A 17,642-nucleotide genomic window follows, 5' to 3' on the forward strand; every position below is an offset into this window, starting at 1 on the left:
ATCACTGGTCGGATGAATGTCGCGCTTTCCCCCTTAAGTGCGCCATATGGTGTCAACTGATTTCAAGGGGAGACGCCCGGTTATGAAAACCCAAGTCAAAGCATTGGTCGTAGGCGGCGGCGCCGTCGGGACCTCGATTGCCTATCACCTGGCCAAAGCAGGCTGGGACGATGTGATGTTGATCGAACGGGACGAACTGACGTCCGGGTCCACCTGGCACGCCGCGGGCCTGTTGCCGCTGTTCAACATGTCCTATGCGACGACCCATATCCACAAGTATTCGGTGGATTTCTACAAGACGCTTGAGGAAGAAACCGGCCTGAATGCAGGCTTCGCGGTTGTGGGCAACCTGCGCATGGCACAGACGCAAGAGCGTATGGACGAATACATGCTCTATGCCTCGACCGCCGAGACCTGTGATGTGAAATACGAGTGGCTGACCCCAGACCAGATCAAAGAACGCTGGCCGCTGATCGAGACATCGGATCTGAAGGGCGCGATCTATCACACCGAGGACGGTTATATTAACCCTGCCGACGTGACCCAAGCGATGGCCAAGGGGGCCCGTCAGCGTGGCGTCGAAATCGTGCGCAAGATGCAGGCTGACGCGTTCCTCTGGAACGGCACGCACTGGGAAGTGACTTGCACCAAGATGGTCGAAAAGGGAGGCAACCTGGTGCCTTCCGACGAACAGGTCGTAATCACCGCCGAACATGTTGTGACCGCGTCGGGCAACCACGCGCAGCGCACTGCCAAGATGCTGGGCATCAAAATGCCTGCAATCCCGGTCGAACACACCTTTATCGTCATGGACAAAGACCCCGAGTTGGTCAAATGGCGCGAAGCAGGCAACCCAGAGCACCCCGTTGTCCGCGATGCCGACAACGAATCCTATGCACGTGAAGAACGCGGTGGCTGGATTCTTGGTATCTACGAACACGGCGCCCCTGCGCAGTTCGAATTCGGCGTTCCGGACAGCTTCCGCGCCGACCTGTTCCCGCTGGATCTGGACCGGATCGCCGAGCAGTACATGGCAATGGCCGAGCGCGTGCCGTCCTGTGCCGAATCCGGCCTGAAGGACGATTTCAACGGCCCGATCTGCTATACACCGGATGGCAACCCGCTGGTTGGTCCGGCCCCGGGTTTGCGCAACATGTGGCTGGCTGAGGGTTTCAGCTTTGGCATCACCGCTGCGGGCGGCACCGGCTATTATCTGGCACAGATGATGGTCGATGGCGAAGCCGAGATCGACATGGCATCGCTGGACCCTAAGCGTTACAGCAGCAACTGGATGACCACCGAGTTCGCGGCACGCAAGAATGAAGAATGCTACGAGCATGTCTACATCCTGCACCACCCGGATGAAGAGCGTGAAGCCTGCCGTCCGCTACGGACCGTTCCGGCCTATGATCGCCAGAAAGCCCGCGGTGCTCAATTCGGCTGGGTCAATGGCTGGGAACGCCCGAACTATTTCGGCCCGCTGGACGCGCCCGAGAATTTCGACAAGGAAGCACGCTCGTTCCGCCGTGGCGGCTGGTGGCAATATGCTGTCGAAGAAGCCAAGGCGATCCGCGAAGGTGTTGGTCTGATCGACGCGTCGGCCTTCACCAAGCATGTCGTCAAAGGCCCCGGTGCCACGCAGTTCCTGGATTGGTTCACCTGCAACAAGCTGCCCAAGGTCGGTCGTATCAACCTGACCTACGCGCTGACCTCGAATGGCACCACCCGCACCGAATACACCATCGTCCGCAATGGCGAGAACAACTACTACATCGTCTCTGCCGGTGCATGGACTGAGTACGACGCCGACTACCTGCGTAAAGCAGCCGAGGACAAGATGGGGGAGTTCGGTTACATCGAAATCCAGGACGTGACCACGCAATGGGGCGTCTTCGCTATCGCCGGACCCAAGTCGCGTGATGTTCTGAAAGAAGTCATCAAGGACGCCGACCCGGAAACCGCGCTGTCCAACAAACGCTTCCCGTGGCTGTCGGCCCGTCAGATCGAGCTGGGCATGTGCCCGGTCAACGCGATCCGCGTGGCCTATACCGGTGAGCTGGGCTGGGAACTGCACCATCCGATCGAGATGCAGAACTACCTGTTCGATTTGCTGGAAAAGGCCGGTGAGAAGCACGGCATGAAGCTGGTTGGTGCCCGTGCCCAGAACTGGCTGCGTCAGGAGAAATCTTACCGCGCCTTTGGCACCGAACTGGGCCGCGATGCGACCCCGTTGGAAGCCGACCTGCCGCGCTTTGTCGACCTGTCCAAGGACTTCCACGGCAAGGCCAAGCTGGAGGAGACCGGTGTGCGCGCCAAGTGCTGCACCTTGTTGATCGACGGTCCAGCCGATGCTGACCCGTGGGGCCGCGAGGCGCTGTACACGCCAGAAGGCGAGCGTGTAGGCCGTCTGACCTCGGGCGGCTATTCGGTCGCGTTCGAGAAGTCGATCGGGATGGGCTATGTGAAGCCTGATCTGGCAGTCGAAGGCACCAAGCTGAAGGTCAAGATGCAGGACAAGCTGTGGGATGCTGTCGTGACATGCGACAGCCCCTATGATCCGAAAAACGAAACCATCCGCAAGGACGGTTGATCAATCTAAGGCCCCGGAATTTCCGGGGCCTTTTCTGTTGGTTACGCGGATAGTTCGTCGAAACATTCCAACGCCTTGGCAGCATACATCATGGCTGGTCCACCACCCATCTGAATGGCCATACCCAAAACGTCGGACACCTCTTCACGCGTTGCGCCTGCTTTGACCAACGCGTCGGTGTGCAGGGTAATGCAGGGCTCGCAGCGGAGCGACACCGACATGCCCAACGCTATAAATTCCTTTGTTTTATAGTCGAGCGTTCCGCCTTCCTTCACAGCCTTCCCAAGTGCGCCGAATGCGCGCGACGTGTCGGGAATGGCCCCGTTGAGATTGCGCAAACTTGTACGAGTTGCCGAGAGCTTTTCTTGCCAAGCCATTTTGAGTGCCTTTTTCATATAAGATAACGGGAATATGTGCGGGCAGTGGTAAGTTGACCTTGATCTCGATCAGTTGGCAGGGCGCTCGGAAACAAATGCAAGGTTGTTTGCGGGCATGTCGATGGTTTTCAGCACGCGCAACCCTACCTGCTGGAACAGGCCAAGCATATCTTTGTCGTTCTTGTAGCCAATGTCGGGATCTTGTCCGATCAGAGCCTCGTGAAACCTTTTGTCCCCGTCGCTTGTCAATTGGCCCGAGCGTTTGAATGGGCCGTAAAAAACGAACCTCCCGTTTTCAGTCAGGGACTGAGCGATTTCGGCGAAAATGGTTCTGGTATCCTGCCAACTGATCAAATGTATCAGGTTGATCAAGACGATCAGGTCCTGCGATGGGAAGCGCGCATGCCAGCCCGAATTCGTTGCGTCCAGATGTTCGGCGCTTGCCACGTTGGGTAAGGCGCTGGCATAGGCGTCGATGCTATTGCGGCGTTCAGGGTCAGGTTCGGTGGGATGCCACGTCAGATCGGGCAGCAAATCAGCAAACGCACAGACATGCTGACCGGTTCCGCTTGCAATCTCCAATGCGTGCCCGCGGCGCGGTGCCCAGTCTTGTAGCACCGCACAAAGCGCATCGGAGTTCCGCGTTGCTGCCGGGGCAACAAGTTTACCATCCTCCCCCACGTTGGCGACACTCGCAGAGGGCGGTAGATAGCGTTTGATCATCTGTTCAACCTGTTTGTGGTCAGCGATTTGACACTGTCAGGATCCAGCACCGGCGCGTTTCCAACGACCAGATCACACAACAACTGCGAAGCTGCTGGTGCTGTTTGGAAACCATACCCGCCTTGACCCGCAGACCAGATAAACGACGGGTCAATCGGGTCGGGCCCAAGCACCAAGGTTCCGTCCGGTGCGAAACTGCGCAAACCTGCCCAGTTCGTTTCGACTCGTGTTACTGCCTCGGTCATCAATTCTTCATAGCGCGCCAGACCTTCGGCCAGCACCATGTCGTCGACATAGGCGTCCTGAGGTGGTACGGGGTCGGCTTCGGCAGGCGAAACAAGCAGCTTGCCCGCGTCCGGTTTGGCGTACCATGTTTCGCCTGTGCCCAGCATCATGGGCCATCCGGATACATCATGGCCTCCGGGGGCGGGCAGCCGCGCCATTGATCGGCGGCGAGGAGAGATGCCGATAGGTGGTACCCCGGCAAGCATGGCGATTTCGTCCACCCATGCACCGGCCGCATTCACCAGGTTGCGGGCTTCGAAGATCTGCCCGGCCTCGACCAGCCAATGCCGCTCTTTTCGAATGCCGGTTACTTTGCTTTTTGTTGCAACGGTTCCACCGTTCTTGCGAATGGTCCGCGCGAAATCCTGCAACAGACGATCAGTATCGATGTCAAATGCGGCTTCACTGATTGCCGCGAAACCCACCTTGGCCGGGTTCAGGATCGGAACGCTCGAAACCGCCTGATCGATGGGAATTCTTTCCATGTTCAGATCCTTGCGGTCGGCTTCGAAAACCTCGCTTTGGTCAAACGAACCGATCAACATCAGTCCGCGCCGTGTCAGGTACCCACCGTTCTGTGTGTGCAGGAACGCGGCCCCAGCCGTGTTCAGCGCCACCACGGATGGCGGACCATAGCTTTGCTCAAACAGGGCTGCCGAGCGACCCGACGCGTGATACCCCAAGGCGTCTTCGGCCTCCAAAACCATCACGGTTCCATGTTCCGACAAGCGCGCGCCCGCACTCAACCCGGCAATTCCGCCCCCGATGACGAGGAAATCGATCATTATTTGTGTTCCTTCCGCAGCAGGTTCGCCACAAGTTTTCTGGGTTTCATTTAGCTCTCTGGGTCAAGCATTTGGCATTTCGAAGAATCTCCAAAATATATGCAGCCTTGAATTTGGGCTTCAACCCGTTCAAAGAAGTATCAAAACGAACAGGAGGGCAAGGTGACCGCAGCAGATCTTCATCCAATGGCCACTGGGCACATTCCCCGATACGTCGTCGCAGCTGACGGAAGCGATTACCTTTTTTCGGCTATGGTCGTCTTCTTTGTCATTCTCGTGGTGCTGATCGGTGTTGGGTACCTGACGCTTCATTCGGTTCCGGAAAAAATGGCGCACGAGAACAACCATCCGCAATTTCAGTTGGTGGGCATTCTGGCACTGCTGGCCCTGTTTACACATAACGGGATTTTCTGGATTGCCGCCGTACTGGTCGCAGGATTCCAGTTTCCGGATTTCGCCTCCCCGCTTAGAAACATCGCCGATGCCATTCGTTCTCTTGGAGGTGCAAGTGCTCCGGAACCGGTGCCCGAGGCACCTGTGCCAACCCCTGGCGTTTCAGAAGTCACCGACGTGCAGGAGCAAAACACATGATTGAAACCCTGCTTTGCGCCCTGATCACGGTGCTGCCCGATTATCTGTTCCGCCGGTTTGTTCAGGGCAAACGTATCGGTCACGAGATCACCCTTTTCACCATGTGGTACGAATTGCGCTGGGGCCTTACGACCTGTGCCATTCTGGCGCTGACGGTAATCACCACGCTGTTCTATTTTCACCCAGCCAGTAAAACCGCAGCGTCCTATTTTCGAACCGTGACGATCCTGCCGCAACTTGGCGGGCGCGTTTCGGAAATATTCGTCAAGAATAACGAGTTGGTAACCGCTGGTCAGCCGATTTTCAGGATCGAAGATTTCAGCCAGGCAGCGCAGGTTCAGGCGGCAAATGCACAGATTGCACAGGTTCAGGCCTCGCTGCGCGTGGCTGAAACTGATCTGGCCGAGGCTGATGCCGGTATTGCCGGTGCCAAGGCGGCTTTGGCGCAGTCCTTGGACGATCTTGAAAGAAATACGACCCTGCGCGACCAAGGTTCAAGCGCTGTCCGACTGACCGAGATTGAGCGGTTGGAAAACCTTGTTGCCGAGCGTGAGGCGCAGGTTGTTGCGGCCGAATCCAGACGTGCGGCAGTTGAACAGCAGATCGAGGAGCTGATCCCCGCGCAACTGGCCAGTGCCATTGCACAGCTGGACGCCGCGCAGACCGAGTTGGACAAAACACTGATTGTCGCCGGTGTTACCGGACGGGTCGAGCAGTTTAGCCTGCAAGTCGGTGATTACGTGAGCCCCTTGTTGCGCCCTGCTGGCATCCTCGTTCCATCGCATACCGGACATGACCGTTTTCAGGCGGCTTTCAACCAACTGTCTGCTCAGGTGATCAAGCCAGGTATGATCGGTGAGTTGGGCTGCATGACCAAGCCTTTCACCGTTATCCCCACTGTGGTGGTCGAGGTGCAGGATGTCATACCGTCCGGCCAGATCCGTCCATCAGATGAATTGCGGGATGTACAGAACAATACTAATCCCGGATCAATTCTGGTCTTTATGGAGCCGCTGTATAAAGGTATGGCCGATGACATTCCTCCAGGCAGCAACTGTCTGGCCAATGTCTACACCGACAACCATGACCGTCTGGAACACGAGGATTTGGGCTTTTGGCAAGCTGCTTTCCTGCATGTGGTTGACACAATTGGCGTGGTCCATGCGGCAGGTTTGCGTTTGCGCCTGATCCTGATGCCGGTCAACACTCTGGTACTGACCGGGCATTGATCCGGCACCAGTAGAACAGTTCTTAAAGCGCCCGGCAGGTTCCTTGCCGGGCGCTTGTTTTTTTACAGTGCTGCTTTGAACAGCTGTGTCAGGTTTTCTTTGGTCAACTCAATCGGGTTCCCGCCGCATGAAGGGTCGATGATTGCGCCTTCGACGAGGGTTGGGACTGAGGTTTCGGTCACGCCGAGGTCTGCCAGCTTTCGCGGGATACCAAGGCTGTCGTTGAATTCCTGCACAAAGGCGCGGAAGCCATCGAACCCTCCGTTGATGCCCAGATAGGCGGCAGCGTTCTGGAACCGGTCGGCGATGGCGGGGGCGTTAAAGTCCAGCACGGCAGGCATACAGACCGCGTTTGTGGTGCCGTGATGGGTGTTAAAGTGCGCGCCAACCGGGTGGCTCATGGCGTGGATCGCACCCAGTCCCTTCTGGAACGCGGTCGCGCCCATGGCCGCCGCGCTCATCATCTGGGCGCGGGCCTCAATGTCGCTGCCATCTGCGTAGGCGCGCGGAAGATAGTCTTTCACCAAACGCATGCCTTCCAGTGCGATGCCCTGGCTCATCGGGTGATAATGCGGGCTCGAATAGGCTTCGACACAATGCGCGAAGGCGTCCAGGCCGGTGCCTGCGGTGATGAATTTGGGCATCCCAACCGTCAGTTCAGGATCGCAGATCACCACCGTTGGCAGGACCTTGGGGTGGAAGATGATCTTCTTGGCGTGGGTCTCGGAATTGGTGATGACACTGGCACGACCAACCTCGGACCCGGTCCCCGCAGTCGTTGGAACCGCAATGATCGGCGCGATTGCATCCGCGTCGGCGCGGGTCCACCAGTCACCGATATCCTCAAAGTCCCATACCGGGCGCGTCTGGCCGCACATGAAGGCGACCATCTTGCCCAGATCCAGCCCCGAGCCGCCGCCAAAGGCAATCACACCATCGTGCCCACCGGCCTTGTATGCCGCAACGCCCGCGTCGAGGTTTTTCTCATTTGGGTTTGGGTCCACATCACTGAATACACCGCGGCCCAGACCGGCCGCCTCCATGATATCCAGCGTCGCCGATGTGATCGGCAGATCGGCCAACCCTTTGTCCGTGACCAGCAGGGGTTTCTTCATCCCGGCTGCGGCACAGGCTGCGGGCATTTCCTTGATGCGCCCGGCACCAAATTTGATTGCGGTCGGATAGGACCAGTTTCCAACAAGTGACATGTCAGGTTTCCTTTGTGATTTGAGACCTGCTCGGGCGAGGGGGTCAGACCCGAGCAGGCCGTCGTCCTTAGCCCGTGACCTTCTTCAGGTGGTAGGATTTTGGACGGGTGAGATTGTGATAGCCGATGACCGAAAGACCACCGCCGCGTCCGGTATTCTTGCAACCGGTCCAGCACAGCCCAGGATCCAGATAGTCGGCCCGGTTCATGAAGACGGTGCCGGTCTCGATCTGGTCGCCCACACGCGCCGCGCGATCCACATCGCGGGTCCAAAGGCTGGCAGTCAGGCCAAATTCGCTGTCATTCATCAGCGCGATGGCCTCGGCATCCGAGGACACTTTCATGATGCCCACAACTGGGCCAAAGCTTTCGTCCCGCATCACCCGCATATCATGGGTGACATTGGTCAGGATCTGCGGCGTCAGATACGCGCCGCCATCATCCTCGGGGAAGGGGTCGATATGCGCGACCGCGCCGTCCTCAACCGCTTCGGCAATTTGTGCGCGCACCTCGTCAGCGAAACGGACATTTGCCATTGGGCCTATCGTGGTTTCGGTGTCCAGCGGATTGCCCAGCTTGTAGCCTTTCACGATTTCTACGGCCTTGGCGACAAAGTCGTCATAAAGGCTTTCGTGAACGTAAATCCGCTCGATCCCACAGCAGCATTGGCCCGAATTGAACATTGCGCCGTCGATCAGCGTGTCAACCGCCGCGTCCAGATCGGCGTCGTCCATGACATAACCCGGATCCTTGCCGCCCAATTCTGTGCCGACGCCTGTAAAAGTCCCCGCCGCCGCACGCTCCATGGCCTGACCACCACCAACCGAACCGGTGAAGTTCACAAAGTCGAACGCGTTGCCCGCGATCAGATCATTGGTCACGTCGTGGCTGAGGAACACGTTCTGGAACACGTCTTCAGGCACACCCGCCGAATGGAACGCCTGCGCCATCCGCTCACCAACCAACAAGGTCTGGGTCGCGTGCTTCAGAACAACGGTGTTGCCCGCGATCAAAGCGGGGGCCACCGTGTTGATCGCCGTCATGTAGGGGTAGTTCCAGGGCGCAACTACAAAGACCACCCCATGCGGAATGCGCTTGATATAGCGTTTGAAGGTTTCATCCTCGCCCACGGCAATATCTGCCAGTGACGTCTCGGCGATCTTTGCCATATGGCTGGCGCGTTCGTTGAATCCCCCAAACTCGCCGCCATAGCGCACCGGGCGGCCCATCATATGGGCCAGTTCCGGAACAATCTCATCATTCATTGCGCCGACGGCCGCGACGCCCGCCATCACCAGATCAATCCGCTCCTGCAACGGTCGCGCTGCCCATCCGGCCTGCGCCGCCCGCGCACGGTCAGCAATCTCAAACGCTGCATCCCGAGACAGTACTTCTCGTTCGGCAAATACCGATCCATCGATCGGCGAGACACATTGCAACATCTGCCCCATAGTCACTCCATCTCTAAAGAGAGCAGGATCCCTGCTTCATCTGGCCATAAATATCCCGGGGTGCGCGAGGGGCCGGCCCCTCGCTTCCTCCATCTCAAGCCCGCTCAAACCCGCGGGCAATTTCCCAATCGGTTACCACGCGTTCGAATTCCTCGATTTCGACCTCAGCCGCGCGGGTATAGTGATCGACAACGTCATCGCCCATGGCCGCGCGCAGCATCTGTGATCCGTGCAAAGCGTTGCGTGCATCCTTCAAAGTACCCGGGATCTTTCCCGTCTCTCCCTGATAGACATCGCCTTTGGTCGGCGGCTGCAACTCCAGCCCTTCTTCGATCCCCGCGATCCCGGCCGCCAGCATCCCTGCAATCGCCAGATAAGGGTTCATGTCCGATCCCGGAATACGGCACTCGACCCGTATCGCCTTGGTGCCATCCCCGCACAGGCGGTACCCTGCCGTACGGTTGTCTACCGACCAGATGATCCGCGTCGGCGCAAAGGTGCCCTTCATGAACCGCTTGTAGCTGTTGATGTACGGCGCCATGAAATACGTGTAATCAGCGGCGTATTTCAGCAGGCCGGCCATATAGCTTTTCATCAGCGCCGACATGCCCAGTTCATCCCCGGCATCATAGAAGGCAGGTTTGCCATCCGCCCAAAGCGACTGATGCACGTGCGACGAGCTGCCAACCCTTTCATGATGCCATTTCGGCAGGAAGGTCGCCGCATGACCCTGCTGCCAGGCGATCTCTTTCACCGCGTTCTTGGCGATCGAGTGATACTCTGCCGTGTCCATCGCAGGCGCGTATTTGATATTCAGTTCTTCCTGTCCGGCCTCGGCTTCACCTTTGGTGTTCTCGACCGGAATACCCGCATCCCACAGGTGGTTCCGGATCGGACGCATCACATGCTCTTCCTTGGTGGTCTGCAGAATGTGATAATCTTCGTTATACCCCGAGATCGGCTCCAGATCGCGGAACCCTTCCTTGCGGATCGCATCAAAGCTTTTCGCGAACAGGAAGAATTCCAGCTCGGTGGCGCACATCGCCTCATACCCCATCGCCTTCAGGCGGTTCACCTGCTTTTTCAGGATCGAGCGCGGCGCATGTGGCACTTCCTCATGGGTGTGGTGATCCAGCATATCGCACATCACCATCGCGGTGCCCTCCAGCCAGGGCACCGGGCGCAATGTGCTCAGGTCTGGCTTCATCACATAGTCGCCATAACCCCGCTCCCAACTGGTCGAGGCATACCCATCCGGCGTCGCCATCTCGAGATCCGTGGCCAGCAGGTAATTACAGCAATGGGTCTCTTCCCACGCGCCAGCCACAAAATGACCTGCATGAAAACGCTTGCCCATCAACCGACCCTGCATGTCAACCATGCAAACCAATACTGTGTCGATCGCGCCGTCTGCGACAAGCGATTTCAGGGTTTCGAAAGTCAGAGTTGCGGTCATGAAACAAACCTCATGCGTTGAGTAGGGGCGCCGCATGACAGCGCCCCTGTTTTGATATCAATCGAATGTGTAAGGAGCGCCGGCCTGGTTGATGACCGAGTTGTACTCACGGAAGATGCCAACGATCTTCTGGTGAATTTCGCCCTCCTGTGCGACCTCGTCCCAGAATTCGATAGCGGCATTTTCCACTTCTTTCCATTCTGCCGCCGGAACCTGTCGCAGCTGCAGTTTGTCACCATTCGCGCGCAAGGCCGCTTCGCCGCCCCAATACCACTGGTTACGATAGGTGTGGCCTGCTTCGACACCTGCCATCACAACCGATTTCAGGTGGTCGGGCAGCTCGGCCCAGCGTTCCTGGTTTGCAAACCAGGACCCGATCCACGCGCCTGAGATGTTGTTGGTCAGGAAATAGTCGGTCACATTGGCCCAGCCAACAGTGTAATCTTCAGTGATGCCCGACCAGGCCATTCCGTCCAACTCACCGGTTTGCACGGCCACTTCCGCGTCTTCGTAGGGAATATTGACTGGTACAACACCAAACTTGGCCAGAAAACGCCCGGCCGTCGGGAAGGTATAGAGCTTCAGCCCATCCAGGTCGCCAAGGCTTTTGATTTCCTTTTTGGTGTTGAAGTTGCAGGGGTCCTGACCCGCTGCCGACAGCCACGTCACACCAACCTTCTCATATTCCGAGCGCCAGATATCAGCCAGACCATACTGGTTGAACAGCACCGGAACATCCAGAATATGCTTGGTCGCGAAGGGGAAATAACCACCGAATTGACGCAGCGGAGTAGGCGAAGCCATGGAATCGTCGTCTGAATGCACACCGTCAATCGTGCCGCGTTGCAGGGCCTGGAACAGTTCACCTGTCGGAACGATTTGGTCCGCATAGAACAGTTCGATCTCAAGTTCGCCATTGGCATTGGCGTTGATGTAATCGATGGCTGGCTTGGTCACATGTTCGCCCAATGCGCCACCGGCATAGGTCTGGAACCGCCACTTGATGGCGGATTGCGCTTTGACGATCGCAGGAGAGGCCAATGTGGCGGCCCCCGCCAGACCGGCGGAACTTAGAAATCTGCGTCTTGTAGTCATTGTCTTTCTCCTCTGTTTAGTCTTGCTGAACTTCGCCCCTTGCCGGGGTCTTGTGACTTAATTTCCATAGACATAATTCGGCAGCCAAAGCGCGATTTCAGGAAAGATGATGATTATGGCCAAGGCGCAGACCATCACCAGAACAAAAGGAACGATCGAACTGTAGATATCGCGCAGCGAAATCTCCGGGGGGGCCATCGCGCGCATCAGGAACAGGTTATAGCCGAATGGCGGCGTCATGTATGCGATCTGCGTGGTGATCGTATAAAGCACGCCGTACCAGATAAGATCAAAACCAAGCGCACCCACCAGCGGAACGTAAAGCGGTGCGACGATAACCAGCATGGCAGTATCGTCCAGAAACGTACCCATCAGGATAAAGCTGAGCTGCATGAGAACCAGGATCATCCACGGGGAAAGACCCAGTTTTTCGGTGAACAGGCTTTCGATTGCCTTGACCGCACCCAACCCGTCGAAGACAGCGCCAAAAGCCAGAGCCGCCAGAATGATCCACATGAACATACACGAGATGCCCAGGGTGTGCCGAATTGAATTCTCGAAAACCGTGCGTGTCAGCCGCCCTTTCAGAAAGGCAGCCAGCATGGCCGTAGTGGCGCCGATGGCGGAGGATTCCACCAACGAAGTCCAGCCGTTAACAAAAGGGACCATCATCACCATGAAAATGCCCAAGGGTAACAATCCGGCTTGCAACAGCAGCAGCTTTTCTCGCAACGGAATGTCGCGGTCTTCCGCGGGCAGGACCGGGCCGAGCGACGGGTTGATGCGGCAGCGGATGACAATGTAGATGATGAACATGGCCGCCATCATCAGCCCGGGTATCACTCCGGCAAGCCATAGCTGGCCAACGGGTTGCCGCGCGATCATGGCATAAAGAACCAGAACAACGGATGGTGGCACCAGAATCCCAAGGGATGATCCGGCCTGAATGACGCCGGTCACCATGCGCTTGTCATAGTTCCGGCGCAGCAATTCCGGCAAGGCGATCGTAGCGCCGATTGCCATACCTGCAACGGACAGCCCGTTCATTGCCGAGATCAGAACCATCAGCCCGATGGTTCCGACAGCCAGACCACCGGACAAGCCGCCCATCCAGACATGGAACATCTTGTAAAGGTCATCTGCGATCCGACTTTCGGAAAGGATGTATCCCATGAAGATGAACATGGGCAGTGTCAGCAGCGGGTACCACTTCATGACTTTGATCGCAGCGGCAAAACCCAAGTCGTAGCCGCCCCGATCCCCCCATAGGAACAAGGCCGAAACCACGGCGACACAGCCGATTGCACCAAAGACGCGCTGGCCGGTCAGCATCATAAGCATCATTGATGCGAACATCAGCAAGGCAATCATCTCGTATGACATCAGATTACCTCACGCGGGATATCGTCGCCGCACAGGCGCAAGATATCCTTAAACAACTCGGAAACGGCCTGCAGCAACATCAGGAAGATGCCGATAACCATGATCAGCTTGACCGGCCACAGGTAGGGCCGCCAGATCGTCGCGCTGCGCTCTCCACCATATTGGAAGGAATACATCAGGCTGTCCCATCCCCCCCACAGCAAGATGACCAGATAGATGATCAGGAATACGACTGTGAAGGCATCCGTCCAGGCCTTGCGGCGATGCGACCATTCGCCATAAAGCAGGTCCATTCGCACGTTTGACCCCATCTGGATCGAATAAGGGCCACCAAGCATGTAGTAGGCCACCATGGCGAACTGAGCCATCTCGAGCGTCCAGAGCGACGGCACGAAAAAGGTTTTCGAGACCGAAGACCAGAACAGAATACCCATCATGACGAATATGCCGTACATGACGACGCGCCCGATCCAGCGGTTCGTTCGATCAATGACCGCCACGTAGCCCCGCAAGAACTTCATCTCGATACCTCAGCTCTCATTGTTTCGCCTCTGTGTGCGAATACGCATCAATTACCGTTTGCAGGATCGGCGTCAGAATCCCGGCAATACGGTCTACTCCCGTTGGTGTGTCAATAAGATCGTTTCGAACTTCGACCATGACATTCGGAAGCCCCCGACTGATCGCATGTTCCTGCAACGTATGCGTGACGCCATCCGTGGCAGAGTAAGGTTCGTTCAACGCGGCTTTCAGACCCGAGTCCTTGGCGCAGCGCAACATAAGTTGGGCCGCCCTGTCGTCTTCGTCATGAAGAATGCCCAGTTCGACTGATCGGGTCTTTCCGTTGTAGACGGGCGTGAAGCTGTGCATCGTGACTATGACAGGCGGCCGGTCCCGTGCGTCCAAAGTGGACGACAACAGTTGTTTGAACGGCTCATAAACCTCGCGGATCCTTTGGGCACGTTGAGCGTCCGTCAGGTTTTTGTTGCCGGGAATGGAAAATACTTCGCTTACCTGCGGCATTGCATCTGCACGTTCAGGTGAGCGGTTGCAGTCGTAAACAAGTCGGCTGATGCAGGAATGAACCAGCGGCGCGTCCAAGGCCTTCGTCAGTTCGACTGAAAGCGCCAATGCACCAATATCCCATGCTGCATGAGACAATGCAGCGTCTTCAGTCAGGCCCAATCCGTTCAGTGACGCCGGGATGAGTCGGCTAGCATGTTCGCATACCAAAACGCACTGTGCCCGACCGCTGGCATTCTGCACGCGGGCTGCCGGAGCTTCGGTTGGTAGTAGCATTGATGTCTCGGAATCGTGGTGCATAGGTAGCATTTGTTACAGCAACCTCAGACCTGTCAAGAAAATTACTGTAGACAAAATTACAAACGAACATATCCTGTAGAAAATTTGAGAAACGAAGGTGCCGATGGCCACCGTTGCGAAACTTGTCAAACAGCGGATCCAGGAAGAGCTTGACGATCTGACACGGTCAGAACGGCAGCTGGCCTCGGTACTTTTGCAGGATTATCCAATGACCGGCTTGCAATCGATCACCAAGCTGGCCGCTGCCGCGCAGGTCTCGACCCCGACGGTCATACGTATGGCACGCAAGCTGGGTTTCGACGGTTTTCCCGCCCTGCAGGACGCCCTGCGAGAAGAGGTGGCGGCACAGATCAAAAAGCCGATCTCGAAACGGGATGCCTGGGTTGTGGATGACGCGGCGGAGCATCCCACAACGCGGTTTGCGCAGGCTGTTTGGACAAATATGCGCCACACGCTGGAACGTCTGGACAAAGAGATGTTCGACACCGTTGCCCAGCTTCTGGCAAATACGGATCGCCATCTTTACGTCGTGGGCGGGCGTATCACGCGTTCAAATGCGGACTATCTGTTCAATCACATGCAGATTATTCGACCCAATGTGACGATGCTGGGCAATTCGGCAAACGTTTGGCCGCAGTACCTGCTTGATATGGATGAAACCTCGGTTCTGGTGATTTTTGATATCCGCCGATACGAGGCCTATCTCGAGAAATTGGCGCAGGTCGCATCAAGCCGCGGTGTGACGGTTATCCTGTTCACCGACCAATGGGGATCACCGATAGGCAAGACCGCCAACTACACCTTTCACGCACTGGTCGAGGCGCCATCCAGCTGGGATTCAACAATAGCGCTACAGCTGATATCGGAGACCCTGATCGCTGAAGTGCAAGAGGCACGGTGGGAAGAAAGCAAGGAACGCATCGAGGAACTTGAGCGGTTTTTCTCCTCGACGCGGATATTCCGCAGTCACGATTGAAGGCCGTACATCCACCGGGAAATATCACGGTTTTGGTCGCGCGAATTTTCACACTTCCCGCTTGACGCGCCCCGGCGCATGACTTAACCAGCGCAAACCATTTGCGGGTATAGCTTAATGGTAAAGCCCCTGCCTTCCAAGCAGGCTATGTCGGTTCGATTCCGTCTACCCGCTCCAATCCCCACTGATTTCTGCGTCAAATGGCCCTTATGGTTGGCTGTTTCTGGCAGGAATGCTTGACCGGAACGGCGGCTGGGGCCAAGAAAGCGTTCACTTTGTAGCGTTCAATACACAAGGGCCGGACATGGCAAGACAGACCGCCAATAAACCAGCACAATCAGCGGCTCCTGGCGCTAGCGAAGAGCGGGCCCGCTCAAGGAAGATCGGGGTGCTGCGGTCGCTCTGGCCTTTCATGAAACCCTACAGGCTATTGATGATCGGGGCGACACTGGCGCTGATCCTGACAGCCAGCATGACGCTGACCCTGCCATTGGCCGTGCGACGCGTTGTCGACAATTTCCGCATTCAGGACGGTGAATTGCTGGACTGGTACTTTTTGGCAGCGTTGGGCATTGCCGCTGTTCTGGCTGCGGGAACCGGTATCAGATATGCGTTGGTCACACGGTTGGGGGAACGTGTGGTTGCTGACATCCGCAAGGCTGTATTTGATCGTGTGATCGGCATGAGCCCCGAATTCTACGAACGCATCATGACCGGTGAAGTGTTGAGCAGGATCACCACCGACACGACACTCATCCAATCGGTTCTTGGCTCATCCGTTTCCATCGCGCTGCGCAATATGCTGATGTTTATCGGCGGGCTGGTTCTGATGCTGTTGACCTCGGCCAAGCTGACCGGCCTTGTCTTGCTGCTTATCCCCGTGGTGGTGGTGCCGATATTGATTCTGGGGCGGCGTTTGCGCGTGATCAGCCGCGAAAACCAGGATTGGATTGCGGCGTCTTCCGGAAACGCGGGCGAGGCATTGGGGGCGGTACAGACGGTGCAGGCCTTTACCCACGAACAGGCCAGCCGCCAGCAATTTGATGAGATGACCGAGATGTCCTATACCGTTTCGCTGCGTCGGATTCAGACGCGCGCGGTGCTGACGGTGATTGTGATATTTCTGGTATTTTCAGGCATCGTTGGCGTTCTGTGGATGGGTGCAAATGACGTGCGCAACGGTGTGATGACCGAGGGCGTTCTGATTCAATTCGTGATCTACTCGATCATCATGGCGGGTTCAGTTGCGGCCCTGTCCGAGATTTGGAGCGAGCTTCAGCGCGCCGCCGGAGCCACCGAGCGACTTGTCGAGTTGCTGAATGCCGAAGATACGGTTTCTGACCCCGTTAACTCGGCTCCTTTGCCAAAGGACGTCCGGGGCGAAATCCGGTTCGAAGATGTAAGTTTTCGCTATCCAGCGCGCCCCGATACAATCGCGCTGGATCACTTGTCGCTTCAGGTAAACCCGGGCGAGACCGTTGCCTTTGTCGGACCGTCAGGGGCGGGCAAGACGACGATCATTCAATTGATTCAACGGTTCTATGACCCAAATTCGGGCCGAGTGATGCTGGATGGCCATGATCTGCGGGAATTGGATCGCACAGATTTCCGGAAGTTTATGTCTTTGGTGCCTCAGGATCCGGTGATCTTTGCCGCCTCAGCCCGCGAAAACATTCGCTTCGGTCGTCTGGACGCAACGGATGCCGAAGTAGAAGCCGCAGCCCGTGCCGCCATCGCACATGATTTCATTGCCGCCTTGCCCGATGGGTATGACAGTTTTGTCGGCGAACGCGGTGTCATGCTGTCGGGTGGGCAAAAACAGCGTATCGCAATCGCCCGCGCCATTTTACGCGACGCACCCGTGCTGCTGCTGGACGAGGCGACCTCGGCTCTTGATGCGGAGAGTGAACGTGCGGTGCAGGGCGCCGTGGATCAGATGCGTGCCGGTCGCACGACCCTGATCGTCGCGCACAGATTGGCGACTGTAAAGAAAGCCGACCGTATTGTCGTGCTGGAAGAAGGCCGTATCGTGGCGCAGGGCAGCCATGATGATCTGGTGTCCCAAGATGGGCTATATGCGCGCCTTGCACGACTGCAGTTCACAGATGGCGTTGCGGCAGAATAGGAGTGACGCGCGGGCATTTGTGAATTCGCCGTAGCGTCATTCTACA

General features: G+C 57.1%; 15 protein-coding genes and 1 tRNA gene. 6 read left to right on the forward strand and 10 right to left on the reverse strand.

Going from position 1 to position 17,642, the window contains the following annotated elements:
• The first annotated feature begins 82 nt into the window (after positions 1–82).
• Positions 83–2,590: a GcvT family protein gene (locus ACR0CE_RS05960; RefSeq protein WP_480831441.1), complete on the forward strand. Its 2,508-nt coding sequence runs from the start codon at positions 83–85 to the stop codon at positions 2,588–2,590.
• A gap of 41 nt (positions 2,591–2,631) precedes the next feature.
• Here ACR0CE_RS05960 and ACR0CE_RS05965 read toward each other — a convergent pair whose 3' ends face one another.
• From ACR0CE_RS05965 to ACR0CE_RS05975, 3 genes are all read right to left on the reverse strand, one after another.
• Positions 2,632–2,967, reverse strand: coding sequence for a carboxymuconolactone decarboxylase family protein (locus tag ACR0CE_RS05965; RefSeq protein ID WP_209504659.1), 336 nt, complete (start codon positions 2,965–2,967; stop codon positions 2,632–2,634).
• A 69-nt stretch (positions 2,968–3,036) separates the two neighbouring features.
• A complete protein-coding gene (locus ACR0CE_RS05970) occupies positions 3,037–3,690 on the reverse strand; it encodes a DUF938 domain-containing protein (RefSeq protein WP_480831442.1) in 654 nt (217 codons plus the stop codon).
• The gene (locus ACR0CE_RS05975; protein WP_480831444.1) at positions 3,687–4,760 is read right to left on the reverse strand and encodes an NAD(P)/FAD-dependent oxidoreductase; all 1,074 of its coding nucleotides are present in this window, start codon (positions 4,758–4,760) and stop codon (positions 3,687–3,689) included. The genes ACR0CE_RS05970 and ACR0CE_RS05975 overlap by 4 nt, the downstream gene beginning before the upstream one ends.
• 162 nt (positions 4,761–4,922) lie before the next feature.
• Between ACR0CE_RS05975 and ACR0CE_RS05980 the strand changes: the two genes are divergently transcribed.
• Positions 4,923–5,351: a hypothetical protein gene (locus tag ACR0CE_RS05980; protein ID WP_267364708.1), complete on the forward strand. Its 429-nt coding sequence runs from the start codon at positions 4,923–4,925 to the stop codon at positions 5,349–5,351.
• Positions 5,348–6,580, forward strand: coding sequence for an HlyD family secretion protein (locus ACR0CE_RS05985; RefSeq protein WP_480506169.1), 1,233 nt, complete (start codon positions 5,348–5,350; stop codon positions 6,578–6,580). The genes ACR0CE_RS05980 and ACR0CE_RS05985 overlap by 4 nt, the downstream gene beginning before the upstream one ends.
• 62 nt (positions 6,581–6,642) lie before the next feature.
• Here the strand turns inward: ACR0CE_RS05985 and ACR0CE_RS05990 are convergent, their stop codons facing one another.
• The 7 genes from ACR0CE_RS05990 to ACR0CE_RS06020 all read right to left on the reverse strand — a co-directional run bounded on the left by ACR0CE_RS05990 (position 6,643) and on the right by ACR0CE_RS06020 (position 14,495).
• Complete coding sequence (locus ACR0CE_RS05990) at positions 6,643–7,788, reverse strand: iron-containing alcohol dehydrogenase (protein WP_480773132.1); 1,146 nt, start codon at positions 7,786–7,788, stop codon at positions 6,643–6,645.
• 67 nt (positions 7,789–7,855) lie between these two features.
• Positions 7,856–9,238, reverse strand: a complete 1,383-nt coding sequence (locus ACR0CE_RS05995) for an aldehyde dehydrogenase family protein (RefSeq protein WP_480831446.1) — start codon at positions 9,236–9,238, stop codon at positions 7,856–7,858.
• Positions 9,239–9,332: 94 nt separating this feature from the next.
• Positions 9,333–10,694, reverse strand: coding sequence for a glutamine synthetase family protein (locus ACR0CE_RS06000; RefSeq protein WP_267364712.1), 1,362 nt, complete (start codon positions 10,692–10,694; stop codon positions 9,333–9,335).
• Between the two features lie 57 nt (positions 10,695–10,751).
• Positions 10,752–11,789, reverse strand: a complete 1,038-nt coding sequence (locus ACR0CE_RS06005) for a TRAP transporter substrate-binding protein (RefSeq protein ID WP_209504652.1) — start codon at positions 11,787–11,789, stop codon at positions 10,752–10,754.
• A 57-nt stretch (positions 11,790–11,846) separates the two neighbouring features.
• Positions 11,847–13,172 (reverse strand): TRAP transporter large permease, encoded by a 1,326-nt coding sequence (locus ACR0CE_RS06010; protein ID WP_267367377.1) that lies wholly within the window; start codon positions 13,170–13,172, stop codon positions 11,847–11,849.
• Positions 13,172–13,693: a TRAP transporter small permease subunit gene (locus tag ACR0CE_RS06015; protein ID WP_480831448.1), complete on the reverse strand. Its 522-nt coding sequence runs from the start codon at positions 13,691–13,693 to the stop codon at positions 13,172–13,174. Before ACR0CE_RS06015 ends, ACR0CE_RS06010 begins: the two co-directional genes overlap by 1 nt.
• Before the next feature lie 16 nt (positions 13,694–13,709).
• Complete coding sequence (locus tag ACR0CE_RS06020) at positions 13,710–14,495, reverse strand: N-formylglutamate amidohydrolase (protein ID WP_480831450.1); 786 nt, start codon at positions 14,493–14,495, stop codon at positions 13,710–13,712.
• Positions 14,496–14,598: 103 nt separating this feature from the next.
• On the opposite strand from ACR0CE_RS06020, the gene ACR0CE_RS06025 reads away from it, so the two are divergent.
• The 3 genes from ACR0CE_RS06025 to ACR0CE_RS06035 all read left to right on the forward strand — a co-directional run bounded on the left by ACR0CE_RS06025 (position 14,599) and on the right by ACR0CE_RS06035 (position 17,596).
• Complete coding sequence (locus tag ACR0CE_RS06025; protein ID WP_480482048.1) at positions 14,599–15,471, forward strand: MurR/RpiR family transcriptional regulator; 873 nt, start codon at positions 14,599–14,601, stop codon at positions 15,469–15,471.
• Positions 15,472–15,574: 103 nt separating this feature from the next.
• Positions 15,575–15,648 (forward strand) — tRNA-Gly (locus ACR0CE_RS06030).
• Positions 15,649–15,775: 127 nt separating this feature from the next.
• Complete coding sequence (locus ACR0CE_RS06035; protein ID WP_480831452.1) at positions 15,776–17,596, forward strand: ABC transporter transmembrane domain-containing protein; 1,821 nt, start codon at positions 15,776–15,778, stop codon at positions 17,594–17,596.
• Positions 17,597–17,642 lie beyond the last annotated feature (46 nt).

Source organism: Ruegeria sp. L11 (assembly GCF_056531755.1).

Bases quoted from the DNA above. Each gene is read 5' to 3' on its own strand.
- ACR0CE_RS05965 (WP_209504659.1), bottom strand. From the start codon at position 2,967: ATGGCTTGGCAAGAAAAGCTCTCGGCAACTCGTACAAGTTTGCGCAAT.
- ACR0CE_RS06025 (WP_480482048.1), top strand. From the start codon at position 14,599: ATGGCCACCGTTGCGAAACTTGTCAAACAGCGGATCCAGGAAGAGCTT.
- ACR0CE_RS06035 (WP_480831452.1), top strand. From the start codon at position 15,776: ATGGCAAGACAGACCGCCAATAAACCAGCACAATCAGCGGCTCCTGGC.
- ACR0CE_RS06000 (WP_267364712.1), bottom strand. From the start codon at position 10,694: ATGACCGCAACTCTGACTTTCGAAACCCTGAAATCGCTTGTCGCAGAC.
- ACR0CE_RS06015 (WP_480831448.1), bottom strand. From the start codon at position 13,693: ATGAAGTTCTTGCGGGGCTACGTGGCGGTCATTGATCGAACGAACCGC.
- ACR0CE_RS05975 (WP_480831444.1), bottom strand. From the start codon at position 4,760: ATGATCGATTTCCTCGTCATCGGGGGCGGAATTGCCGGGTTGAGTGCG.
- ACR0CE_RS06010 (WP_267367377.1), bottom strand. From the start codon at position 13,172: ATGTCATACGAGATGATTGCCTTGCTGATGTTCGCATCAATGATGCTT.
- ACR0CE_RS06005 (WP_209504652.1), bottom strand. From the start codon at position 11,789: ATGACTACAAGACGCAGATTTCTAAGTTCCGCCGGTCTGGCGGGGGCC.
- ACR0CE_RS06020 (WP_480831450.1), bottom strand. From the start codon at position 14,495: ATGCACCACGATTCCGAGACATCAATGCTACTACCAACCGAAGCTCCG.
- ACR0CE_RS05990 (WP_480773132.1), bottom strand. From the start codon at position 7,788: ATGTCACTTGTTGGAAACTGGTCCTATCCGACCGCAATCAAATTTGGT.
- ACR0CE_RS05995 (WP_480831446.1), bottom strand. From the start codon at position 9,238: ATGGGGCAGATGTTGCAATGTGTCTCGCCGATCGATGGATCGGTATTT.
- ACR0CE_RS05970 (WP_480831442.1), bottom strand. From the start codon at position 3,690: ATGATCAAACGCTATCTACCGCCCTCTGCGAGTGTCGCCAACGTGGGG.
- ACR0CE_RS05960 (WP_480831441.1), top strand. From the start codon at position 83: ATGAAAACCCAAGTCAAAGCATTGGTCGTAGGCGGCGGCGCCGTCGGG.
- ACR0CE_RS05985 (WP_480506169.1), top strand. From the start codon at position 5,348: ATGATTGAAACCCTGCTTTGCGCCCTGATCACGGTGCTGCCCGATTAT.